Source organism: Amycolatopsis kentuckyensis (assembly GCF_002155975.1).
GTDB lineage: Bacteria > Actinomycetota > Actinomycetes > Mycobacteriales > Pseudonocardiaceae > Amycolatopsis > Amycolatopsis kentuckyensis.
This window is the reverse complement of sequence record NZ_MUMI01000129.1, coordinates 1-10,567: the sequence shown is the minus strand read 5'-3', so window position 1 is coordinate 10,567 and position 10,567 is coordinate 1. Positions and strand designations below refer to the sequence as shown.

Sequence of the window (10,567 nt, the reverse complement as noted above, 5' to 3'; positions counted from 1 at the left end):
GTCGAGCAGGCGGGTGCGCGCCTCGGTGAGGCTGTGCAGCGCGACGCCCGCGGCGATCAGCGCGGCGACCAGCAGCACGGTCTCGACGGCGGCGAGCAGCGCCAGGCGGCGGCGGATGGGCCAGCCGCGTGCATCAACGCTCATCTGCCTCGGCTTCCGGGTCGTGGCTGAGCAGGGCGAGGGCGACGTCGTCGTCGAGCGGGCCGGAGTTGAGCCGTTCGGCGCGGGCGATCAGCTCGTCGAGCAGCGCGTGGCTGTGGATCCCGGTCTCGCGCTTGATGTCGAGCACCAGTGCGGCCATCCGCTCGTGGCCCAGCCGTTCCGACCCGGCGCCGACGCGACCCTCGAACACGCCGTCGGTGTACAGCATGAGTGACCACCCCGGCTCCAGCGGGACCTCCAGCGCGTCCCACTTGGCGCCCTCGACGACGCCGAGCGGGACGCCGAGGCGTTCGCCGGAGAGCAGGTGCCCGTCACCGGGGGTGAGCAGCAGCGGGGGCAGGTGCCCGGCCAGCGACAGGCGCAGGGATCTTCGGTCCGGCGCGACGACGACCATGCAGACGGTGGCGAACAGCGGCTCGATCCGCTCGTGCACCAGGACCCGCTCGACCATGCTCAGCACGTCGGGCATCGGCAGGCCGGCCATCACCAGCGAGCGCCACGCGATCCGCAGCGCGACACCGAGCGCGGCCTCGTCCGGGCCGTGGCCGCAGACGTCGCCGATCATCATGTGCACGGTGCCGTCGGCGAGCTCGATCGCGTCGTAGAAGTCGCCGCCCAGCAGGGAGCCGTTGCGGCCGGGCCGGTAGCGGGCGGACAGTTCGAGGTGGGGGTCGCGCAGCAGCGGGCTGGGCAGCAGGCCGCGTTCGAGCCGCGCGTTCTCCCGCGCGAGCAGCTGCTGCTGGAGGAACTGCTGCTCGACCTGCTCGGCGCGCTTGCGTTCACGGGCGAAGCGCAGCGCCTTCACCAGCAGCGGGCCGTCGACCTGGTCCTTGACGAGGTAGTCCTGCGCGCCGGCGGCGACCGCGGCGACGCCGGTGGCCTGGTCGTGCTGGCCGGTCAGGACGACCACCGCGACCCCGGGAGCGTGCTGCCCGAGCTTGGTCAGCCCGTTGAGGCCCATCGCGTCGGGCAGCTGCAGGTCGAGCACGACGCAGTCGGCGGTGAGCGGGCCGCTGAGCGCGGCGGAGAGCGTTTCGACGCGTTCGAGCGCGTACGGCACGGCCGTGTCCGCCAGCATCTCTTCGACCAGCAGCGCGTCGCCGTCGTCGTCCTCGATGAGCAGCACCCGCAGGCGCGTGCGGGGATCCCACGATGAGTCGAGCGCGGCGGTCACCGGCGTCTCCCGTTCGGCTGCTCTTGAGCCAGCACATCCAGACGATCAACCCTAGCGGCACCGGCGGCAGCCGCCTACGGCGGCGAAACCGGTCCCACCGGGGTAGCGTTTTATAGCACCCCGGTGTGACACCTGGTGGATAACGGTTCGGCTGCCGGCCGTGCCGGTGGGTTGTTCACCCCCGCTGAGCTGTCGGAAGAGCGGCCGCCCGGTGTTCCTGGCGGCGGCGTACGCCTGCCGGTCGGGGGTGACCTGGTCGGCGTAACTGGTCGCGAAGGCTCCCCGCGAATGCGCGCGGAAGGTGAGCGGCAGTCAGCGCGCGGTCAACGTGACGGCGAACGTGTTGCTGTCACTTTGGACCAGCGAGCTGAGGTACGCCGTGAACGTGCCGCAGCCGGTCAGCGGCGGGATCGGGTACTGCCCGCCCACGGGCCCGCCCGACGCGAGCGCGAACCCGGCGCCCGTCGTGAGGTCGACCGGGATCGGCGCGCTCGCCCGGCACCCGGCGTCCGCGACCGGCAGCCCGAACAACGTCACCTGGGGCAACGCCAGCGCCAGCTTCGCGTGCGCGACGAAGCCGTCACCGGTGATCTCGCCGGTCTGCGGGCCGTCCGGGCTGAACTGCAGGTCGGCTGTCCCGGGCACGAACCCGAACACCTTGAACTCCGCCCGGGTCCGGTCGAACGCCGGGCTGAACGCCGGGACCGCGAACGACCCGGTGAGCGGCGCGGTCGCCCCGAGCGCCTGCAGCGTCGTCGAGCCGGTCACGCGGTATTCGCGCGAAGGAGAAGACCCCAGGTCGAAGCTGAGCAGCACCGGGTCCTGGCCCGGGTCGAGCGTGCAGTCCGAGGTGAACGAGCCCAGCCCGGTGTACGAGCCGTCGGCCTTCTTCGGCGTCAGCCGGGTGCTGAAACCCCCGATCGTCAGCGTCGTCTTCCCGGCGTTCGGCAGCTGGACCGGCGGGACCGAACCGGACGCCCGGGTCGTGAACGCCCCCGACGGCGGCACCGGCGTCTTCGCCACCGTCAGCGGGAGGCTCAGCGGCAGCGTCAGCGGACCGTTGGCCAGCGTCACCCCTGCGGACGCCGTCCCTTCGATGCTCGCCGCGCCGACCAGGGCCAGACCGCGGGCGGACTTGTCCGGCACGGTCACCGAAACCGCGAGGTCGCCCGTGGTGAACGTCCCGCCCGGTGCCGAGGGCACTTCGAACGACGCCTTGATCTCCACCGCCAGCTGCTGCCGGCCGATCAGCGGGAACGGGCAGGTGAAACTCAGCTTCTTGTCGATCGGCGTCGACGCCGCCGCGGGCGTGGCGACGGCGAAGGCGAGCACGCAGGCGGCGAGCAACGACCGGGCGATCCGCACGGGCGCTCCCTTTCTCGAGACGTGGCACCGGCCCCCGCCGCGGCACAGTCGGCGCGCAGCGGGGGCCGGCAGATCAGGTCACTTCTTGGTGAGGGTCAGGTTCAGCGAGTTGCCGTCGCTCTTGGCGAAGGCGCTGATGATGTCGTTGAACGAACCGCAGTTCTGCAGCGCGGACAGCGAGTACGTGCCCGCCAGCTTGCCGCCCTTGAGCAGGTCGAAGTCGGGGCCGGTGGTCATCTCGCTGGTCGAGGGGCTGACCGTGCCGCACTTCGGGTCGGTGCTGATCGGGATGCCGAACAGGTTGACCGTGGTGAGGAACGTGTCGAACTTGATGTGCGCCTTGAAGCCGGTGCCCACCAGCTCACCGGTCTGCGGGCCGTTCTGCACGACCTTGACGTCCGAGCTGCCCTGCAGGAAGCCGAACAGCTTGAAGTCGGTGTGCGTCGGGTTCAGCTGCAGGCTGCCGGTGAACGTCTTGGCCGACAGGTTGACGTCGGCGTCGAACGAACCGGTGATCGGCGCGGTGCTGCCGAGCGACTTCAGCGCGGTCTCCCCGGTGATGCCGAAGGAGTACTTGATGCCCCCGCCCGGCGGTGTGGTGGTGGGCGGGGTCGTCACCGGCGGCGTGGTCGTCGGCGGCGTGGTGACCGGCGGGGTCGTGGTGGGCGGGGTCGTCGTCCCGCCGCCGCCGTTGATGGTGATCGTGGCCAGGGTGTTGTTCTGGCCGCTGTCCTGCGTGCAGGGCGCGTCGATCGTGCCGTCCGGCGTGATGCCGGTGACCGAGCCGTCGGCCTTGCGCGGGGTGACCTTGAGGTTCAGGTCGCCCACGGTGATCTTCGCCTGGCCGGCCTGGGTGAACGTCAGCGACGGCGTCTTGCCGGCGGCGTTGATGTTCATCTCACCGGACGCCGGGATGTTCGTCTTGTCCAGCGTGATCGGCACGCTGACCGGCAGGTTGAGGCTCGGCGCGGCGACGGTCGCGGCGGCGGTCGCGGTGCCTTCGAGCGTCGTGGCGCCGATCAGGCTCAGGCCGCTGACGGTGTCCGCGTTGATGGTGGACACGGCCTTGATGTCGAACGCGCCGGTCGGCTGGCCGGTGTTCACCGTGGTCGGCAGGTCGGTGTTGATCACCACCTTCAGCGACTGGGAACCCACCAGCGGGAAGGTGCAGTGGTAGTTCAGCGTCAGGGAAATCGGGTCGGCGGCGCTGGCCTGCGCCCCGACGACGAGTGCGGTGGCGATGAGCCCGACCGCACCCGCGGCCGCGGCGGCCGCGACCGTCTTCTTCTTGCCTCTTGGGTGACTCACGATGGTCCTTCCGTGTATCAACAGTGATACGAAACGGCGGCGCAATCACTGGAATACTCAGCACGTAATCGCGGCCGGACCGTAAGCTAACGAGCGCCGATGGTGCCAATCAAGAGCTTTCGGTAAAAAGGTCACACGATCACCGCAAATTGTCACACCGGCACGCCAGACCACCCGGTTTCCTAGCAGCTCCGGGAAGGTTTACCCAGCACAGCGGCACCGGCGAACCGCTGATGCGCGTAACAAAGCCGGGCTCCGAAATGTTGACGCACGTGCCAACCGTCCATTCTCTTCTTGCCCGCCCGCTTCCGTGCCGCGTAGCTTCGAAACCCATGAAAAGAATGCACAGCGTGGTGCTCGCGATGTCGGCGGCCGCGCTTCTGTCGGGTGCCGCGTGCGCTTCGGACACTCCGCCCGACCCGGGCCGGCACGCCGATCCCGCGGCGCTCGCCTGGGTCGACAAGGTGTGCACCGGCGTGGCCGCGGGCTCGGCGAAGCTGTCCCAGCCGCCCGCCGTCGACGACGCCGACCCGGCGAAGACCCGGGACGCGATGGTGGACTTCCTCGGCCGTCTGGGCTCGGCCCTCGACGACATGGCGGGCGGCATGCGCGGTGCCGGCGTCCCGCCCGTCCCGGATGGACAGTCCGTTGTGGACAAGGCGACCGGCAACCTCACCGAGACGAAGACCAAGCTCGCCGAAACGAAAGCCAAGATGGAGCAGGCGAAGGTGACCGACCAGCCCAGCCTGCGCAAGATCATCGCCGAAGCCGACTCGACCATGGGGCAGCTGGCCGACCCGGAGGGCCCGATCAAGGACCTCAAGGCGAATCCCGAGCTGAACCTCGCTTTCAGCGAGTCCGCGACCTGCAAGCGCGTCTACGGGACCGGCGCGTGACCGCCCGCCGCGTGCTCGCCACGCTGGTGGCGCTGGTCCTGGCCACGGCCGCCGCGCCCGCGGTGGCCGCCGCCGCACCCACCCCGCTCGACGACGCCTTCTACGTGCCGCCGTCCCCGTTGCCGGCCGGCAAACCGGGGGACGTCATCCGCTGGCGGCCGTCGAACGCCGGCCCGCGCACGGCCTCGGTCGACGCGTGGCAGGTGATGTACCTGTCGACGAACGCGCTCGGGCAACCCGACGCCGTCACCGGCACGGTCCTGGTGCCGAAGAACGCCGACCGGGCGACGGCGCCGATCGTCGCGTTCGCGCCGGGCACGCACGGCCCGGCGTTCGCCTGCACGCCGTCGAAGATGCTCGACATCGGCGCCTTCTACGAGCAGCCCGGCCTCGACGACCTGCTCGACGCGGGGTACGCCGTCGCCGTCCCGGACTACGAGGGCTACCAGCCGGCCCCGAAGACGACCTACGTCGTGGGCCGATCCGAGGGCCCCGCGGTGATCGACGCGGTCCGCGCGGCCCAGCGGCTCGGCGCGGCCGGGCTGTCGACGTCGGCGAAGGTCGTCTTCCGCGGGTATTCCCAGGGCGGCGGCGCCGCGGCGTGGGCGGGCGAGCTGCAGCCGTCGTACGCGCCCGAGCTGAACCTCGTCGGCGTCGCGGCCGGCGGCGTGCCGGCCGACCTGGTCCAGGTGACGCTCCAGCTCGACGGCAAGTTCGGCTTCGGCGTGTTCGCCTACGCGCTGCTGGGGCTCGACCAGGCGTACCCCGAGTTGCAGCTGGACTCGTTCCTCAGCGACAACGGCCGGGCGAAGCTGGCGGAGATGAAGCAGAGCGCGTGCACGTTCGAGCTGCTCACGACGTACGCGAACCAGAAGATCGCGGACTACACGACCGGCCCGGGCTACATCAAGCCCGCGTGGGTGGCGCGGCTGAACGAGAACAAGCTGGGCGGGACCCCGCCGCGGGTGCCGGTGTTCCTCTACCACGCGACCGGCGACCAGCTGGTGCAGTTCGCGCAGGCCGACAGCCTGCACAAGGCGTACTGCGCGGCCGGCGTCCAGGAGACGTGGAAGACCTACGACACCGACCACATCACGCTGGTCTACACCGGCAACGCCGACGTCCTGGCCTTCGTGAAGGACCGGATCGCCGGGAAACCGGCCACGGCGAGCTGCTGATCAGCGGTTCCGGCCGCCGCGGGGGTGCTGCTGCCACGAGCTGAGCACCGAGCTGACGTACTCCCGCCACTGCTCCTCCGGCGACGCCGAGGTCGGCGTCGGCTCGGCCCGCGCGGGCTTGCGCCCCGCACCGGCCGGCGCGCTCGTGGTCTCGGCCGTGGTGTGCCGGACCTCGGCGGTGAGCGGCGGTGGCGCGGCGGAGGCGCTCATCGTCTCGACGGCTTCGCTGGAGGGCGGCGCCACGACCGGGGCGGGCGCTCCGGGCGGCGGCACGGCGGTCCCGCCGACCTGGTGCGGCTGGAGCAGCACGACGGCGGCCAGCCCGAGCCCCACGGCCGCGCCCGCGGCGAGGACGTACGGCTTCGCGCGGCGGGTCCGGTCGGCGGGCGGCGCGTCCTGCGGGCGGCTGTCCTCGGCTTCGCTCGTGGCCAGCTCGGCGTCGAGGATGGCCAGCGGATCGGGGGTGGGATCGGGCTCGGTGGCCGCCGCTTCTTCGGCGAGCTTCGCGTCGAGTTCACCGCGGATCATCAGCGGCTTCGTCTGCGAAAGGTTCACCAGCTCGGCGACCGAGGGGAGCTCGCCCTCACCGCCTGTGCGTGCCATCGAAAACCTCCACCCGTCCGGCGTCACCTGGAGGAACCATGCCCGAGCCGCGAGAGCTGCTCCGCTTCGCCATCGTCGGCCTGGCCGCGTACGCGGTCACCCTACTGGGCGACTACAGCCTGAAGCTCACCGTGTTCCGTGAGAAGCCGGTGACGGCCCTCGCGATCGCCACGGTCGCCTCGACGGCGTTCGCGTACCTGCTGTCCCGCCGCTGGTCGTTCGTCTCCCGCGGCGGCCACGGGCGGCTGCGGGAGGCGACCCTGTTCTTCGCCGTCAACGCGGGTGCGGTGGCGGTGAACCTCGGGCCGGCGCTCGTGTCGCGGTACGTGCTGCACCTGTCGGTGCCGCACGTGGGTTACCTGACGCAGGAAGTCGCGGACTTCGTCGCCGGGATGCTGCTGGGCACCCTGGCGGGGTCGGCGTTCCGCTGGTTCGGCTACCGGCGGTGGGTGTTCCCGTCACCGCCACCAGTCGGCGTCGCCGAGGGTGACGAAGCCGAGCTTCTCGTAGAGCGGCCGCCCGGACCGCGAGGCGGTCAGCGTGACGGGCAGGTCGTCGAAGTGCCGTAGGACGGCGTGCATCAGGGCGCGGCCGACGCCTTGGGAGCGGTGTTCGGGGAGGGTGGTCACCCAGTAGACGCCGCCGACGCCGCCGTGGGCCATGGTGAGGCAGGCGCCCTGGGCGTCCTTGCGGAAGAACGCGGTGGCCTGGCCGAGCAGTTCGGCCGGGAAGACGCGGCCGGCGCGGTGGGGCTGGTACTCCTCCAGCGGGAAGCCGTGGACGATGAGGGCTTCGGCTTCCTCCAGCTCGGCAGGGGTGCTGATGCGGTCGACGCCGTCCGGCGCGGCGACCGGACCGGGCTCGCGGGCCAGCACCGGCAGCTGCCCGGCGGTCATCCCGATCCCGCTCAGGTCCAGCACTTGGAACGGGTCCTCGACGACGACGGTCCGGCCGTCGGCCCGGCGGGCCTCGGCGAGCGCGGTCAGCTCGTGGACGGCAGCGGCGTCGGGCGTGGCGGTGCGCAGCATGATCCGGTAGCGGCGCCCGTCGATGACGGTGAAGGCCGGGTGTTCGAGGACCTGGTCACCGCGAGCCCGGGCGAGGGTGCTCCACATGGCGACGGCGTTGTCGGAGGCCTGGCGCAGGCGCTCGGTGAGCAATCCGGTCATGTCGGGCAGCTTAGGGCGGGACCGGGTGGCTGACCCGGGCCAATCCGGGGTCGGCGGACCGGTCCACTCAGCCCCCTCAGCCGAGGTCCGGCAGCGCCCGTTCCGCCAGCAACGCCAGCTCCAGCCGCAACCGCTCGGCCGGGTCGTCCAGCCTGTCCCCGAACAACTCGGCCAGCTTCTTCAGCCGCGCGCGAACCGTCTGCGGGTGCAGGTCGAGCAACCGTCCCAGCTCGGGCGCGCTCCCGCGGGTCCGGACCAGCGCCAGCAGTGTCTCCGCCAGCTGCTCCCGCCGCCGCCCGGACAGTCCCGCCAGCGGTTCCAGGGTCGTCGAGGCCAGCTGGCCGACCAGGAACTCGTCCGCGAGCAGCAGCAGCGTCGTCACGTGGTCGCGGCACCAGATCACCGGGCCCGGCGCGTCCAGCAACCCGCGGGCGGCCAGGTCGACCGCGCGGCGGGCGATGCGGAACGACTCCGGCGCCTCGGCCGGCGCGACCAAGGGCCCGACCGCCGCCGTCCAGCCCGGGGGCAGGCCCGTCAAGCCGATCAGGTCGACGTCCGGGGCCGGGGTCAGCGCCGCCGGCGGGTCGCCGGTGGGGTCGGCCGGGACGTGCTCCGGCAGCAGCCCGGGCGGGAACTCCGGGGCACCCGGCAGCGCGCGGAAGGCCACCGCCGCGACCCGCTCGGGCACCGGCAACCCCGACACCGCGATCAGTCCGTCCACTTCTGCCGGCGTCCGGCCGCCGAGCAGCGCGCGCAACAGGCGGCGGTGCTGTTCGCCCGTGCCCGACACCGCGGCCTCCGCCGCGCTGTACCCCTCCGCGACGGCCGCCATCGACGTCTCGACGTCGGCGAACATCCCTTCGGCAGCGCCGTACAGGACATCACCGGACAGCCCCGCTTCCCGCGCGATGTCGGCGATCCACCGCCAGGTGACGCGGCTCGACACGCGCACGGCCGCCTGCACGGCTTCGCGGCTGAGGCCACTGTGGAACGCGTCGCGCCCGTGGCCGCGGAACCCGGCCAGGCGGTCGGCCTGCCACAGCGCGGGCGTGCCGACGCGGTCGACGTCCCGCTCGATCCCGCGCCGCGCCAGCTCGATCGCGGTCGCGCGGCCGGGACCGTCGGCGAATCTCGCGGAATATTCCGGAATCTCGGCGGCGATCGCGTCGACGCAGGCCCGGGCGATCTCCGGGATCCGCGGGCGCACCGCGTCGCCGAGCTGGTGCGGCAACCGGGACCACACGGAACTGTCCGAGGCAGCGGAACCACGCATGGGGAATTCAGTCCTCCACTGGGAATTGGCTCCTCGGAAATACTGACACGGAGCGTAGAACGCGCACCCGTCCGTGTCAAAAGGACGTGTGTGCGTCACCCTTTCCGGGAACCGGTCGTTGATTTTTCAGTGACACATGCGTCGGATACGCTCGGCGCACACTCGCACTCGAAGGGGGATTGGTGGTCGAGTACCGCAGCTTTCGCCTGCTGGCTTCGCTGCCGCGCGCGCTCGGGAGGGGCCTGCGCCCGCACGTCGGGCACGCGGCGGCCTCGATGATCCAGGAGGTGCAGCGCACGGTGCCGGCCTACGGCCAGCCGCTCAAGGGCGTGTTCGGCAAGGTCCTGGTGAAGAGCGTCGAGTTCGCGGTGCAGCACTGCATCGATTCGATGGGCGAGCCGGAGCTGTCCCACGAGCACTGGATCGAGTTCTACCGCGGCCGCGGCCGGATCGAGTTCACCGAAGGCCGCAACCTCGACGCGCTGCAGGACAGCGCCACGATCGGGGCCAGGGTGGCCTGGCGCGCGATGCACCCGGCGGTGGTCGCGGCCGGCGTCGACCCGGCTGTCATCTCGGTCGCCGCGGAGGCCATCTTCGCCTACGTCGACGAGCTGTGCGCCACCGCGATCGAGGGCTACCAGCAGGCGCAGGCCGAGGCCGAGGGCGCCGTCCCGGTCCGCCGGAGGCGCCTGCTGGAGCTGATCGCCGGAGCCCCGGAGGGCGCGGCGAGCAGCATCGCGGGCCTGGCGGGCGGCGCGGGCTGGCCCCTGCCGGAGACGGCGGCGATGGTGGCCCTCGAGCGCGCCCCCGAAGCGGCGGACTTCCCGGCGGACCTGCTCGGCGACGGCGTCCTGGCCGACCTCGACGGCCCCGAGCCGTACCTGCTGACCAGCGACCCGGACACGGACCTGGCGCCCCTGGCGGCGAAGCTCGACGGCTGGCGCGCGGCGGTCTCCCCGACGGTCCCCTTGGCCGACGCCCCGGCGGCCCTGCGCACGGCCCGGCGGGCGCTGCTGCTGTCCGGCCCGGACGTCCCCGGCCCGATCATCTGGTGCCGCGACCACCTGGCGACGCTCTGGCTCCTGGCCGAGGACTTCCTGGCGGCCGAGCTGGCCCGGCAGAGCCTGGACCCGTTCGCCTCGCTGAGCGAGAAGCAGCGCGACAGGCTGAGCGAGACGTTGCTGGCCTGGCTGGAGACCCGAGGCGGCGCACCGGAGATAGCCCAGCGGCTCGGGGTGCACCCGCAGACGGTCCGCAATCGCTTGCGCCAGCTGGAGGAGCTGTTCGGCGACAGGTTGAAGGACGCGGACGACCGCTTGGGCATGCAGCTGGCCCTGCGCGCGCAACGACTGATGCGCGCCCACCGGCCCCCGGAAGGCTGACGGCACGAACCGGCGGCTCTCGCAGCCCGCTGCCGCCGAGCCGACCAGATAGCCGCA

General features: G+C 72.1%; 10 protein-coding genes. 4 read left to right on the top strand and 6 right to left on the bottom strand.

The annotated features are described in order from the left end of the window. Nucleotides 1-133 precede the first annotated feature (133 nt). The 3 genes from CCN39_RS14215 to CCN39_RS14205 form a co-directional block, all read right to left on the bottom strand. Nucleotides 134-1,336 (bottom strand): PP2C family protein-serine/threonine phosphatase, encoded by a 1,203-nt coding sequence (locus CCN39_RS14215; protein WP_086842177.1) that lies wholly within the window; start codon nucleotides 1,334-1,336, stop codon nucleotides 134-136. 312 nt (nucleotides 1,337-1,648) lie between these two features. Beyond that, complete coding sequence (locus CCN39_RS14210; RefSeq protein ID WP_086842175.1) at nucleotides 1,649-2,701, bottom strand: DUF6801 domain-containing protein; 1,053 nt, start codon at nucleotides 2,699-2,701, stop codon at nucleotides 1,649-1,651. 78 nt (nucleotides 2,702-2,779) lie between these two features. Further along, on the bottom strand, nucleotides 2,780-4,009 hold the full coding sequence (locus CCN39_RS14205) for a DUF6801 domain-containing protein (protein WP_086842174.1): 1,230 nt from the start codon (nucleotides 4,007-4,009) through the stop codon (nucleotides 2,780-2,782). Nucleotides 4,010-4,341: 332 nt separating this feature from the next. On the opposite strand from CCN39_RS14205, the gene CCN39_RS14200 reads away from it, so the two are divergent. Both CCN39_RS14200 and CCN39_RS14195 read left to right on the top strand, forming a co-directional pair. Continuing rightward, the gene (locus CCN39_RS14200; protein WP_244210784.1) at nucleotides 4,342-4,905 is read left to right on the top strand and encodes a hypothetical protein; all 564 of its coding nucleotides are present in this window, start codon (nucleotides 4,342-4,344) and stop codon (nucleotides 4,903-4,905) included. Continuing rightward, nucleotides 4,902-6,083: a lipase family protein gene (locus CCN39_RS14195; protein ID WP_086842170.1), complete on the top strand. Its 1,182-nt coding sequence runs from the start codon at nucleotides 4,902-4,904 to the stop codon at nucleotides 6,081-6,083. Before CCN39_RS14200 ends, CCN39_RS14195 begins: the two co-directional genes overlap by 4 nt. On the opposite strand, the gene CCN39_RS14190 is transcribed toward CCN39_RS14195, so the two are convergent. Further along, a complete protein-coding gene (locus CCN39_RS14190; protein WP_086842168.1) occupies nucleotides 6,084-6,686 on the bottom strand; it encodes a hypothetical protein in 603 nt (200 codons plus the stop codon). Between the two features lie 38 nt (nucleotides 6,687-6,724). On the opposite strand from CCN39_RS14190, the gene CCN39_RS14185 reads away from it, so the two are divergent. Next, nucleotides 6,725-7,255 (top strand): GtrA family protein, encoded by a 531-nt coding sequence (locus tag CCN39_RS14185; protein ID WP_086842166.1) that lies wholly within the window; start codon nucleotides 6,725-6,727, stop codon nucleotides 7,253-7,255. Here the strand turns inward: CCN39_RS14185 and CCN39_RS14180 are convergent. Together CCN39_RS14180 and CCN39_RS14175 are read right to left on the bottom strand one after the other, a co-directional pair. Continuing rightward, complete coding sequence (locus CCN39_RS14180) at nucleotides 7,145-7,855, bottom strand: GNAT family N-acetyltransferase (RefSeq protein ID WP_086842165.1); 711 nt, start codon at nucleotides 7,853-7,855, stop codon at nucleotides 7,145-7,147. The genes CCN39_RS14185 and CCN39_RS14180 overlap by 111 nt on opposite strands. A gap of 76 nt (nucleotides 7,856-7,931) precedes the next feature. Further along, entirely contained in the window at nucleotides 7,932-9,128 is a 1,197-nt protein-coding gene (locus CCN39_RS14175; RefSeq protein WP_086842163.1) for a PucR-like N-terminal domain-containing protein, read from the bottom strand. A 179-nt stretch (nucleotides 9,129-9,307) separates the two neighbouring features. Here CCN39_RS14175 and CCN39_RS14170 point away from each other — a divergent pair, with 179 nt between their 5' ends. Continuing rightward, nucleotides 9,308-10,510, top strand: coding sequence for a PucR-like N-terminal domain-containing protein (locus CCN39_RS14170; protein ID WP_086842161.1), 1,203 nt, complete (start codon nucleotides 9,308-9,310; stop codon nucleotides 10,508-10,510). Nucleotides 10,511-10,567: the final 57 nt, after the last annotated feature.

Coding starts and splice junctions, on each gene's coding strand:
- CCN39_RS14200 (WP_244210784.1), top strand. CDS start 4,342: ATGAAAAGAATGCACAGCGTGGTGCTCGCGATGTCGGCGGCCGCGCTT.
- CCN39_RS14190 (WP_086842168.1), bottom strand. CDS start 6,686: ATGGCACGCACAGGCGGTGAGGGCGAGCTCCCCTCGGTCGCCGAGCTG.
- CCN39_RS14185 (WP_086842166.1), top strand. CDS start 6,725: ATGCCCGAGCCGCGAGAGCTGCTCCGCTTCGCCATCGTCGGCCTGGCC.
- CCN39_RS14180 (WP_086842165.1), bottom strand. CDS start 7,855: ATGACCGGATTGCTCACCGAGCGCCTGCGCCAGGCCTCCGACAACGCC.
- CCN39_RS14175 (WP_086842163.1), bottom strand. CDS start 9,128: ATGCGTGGTTCCGCTGCCTCGGACAGTTCCGTGTGGTCCCGGTTGCCG.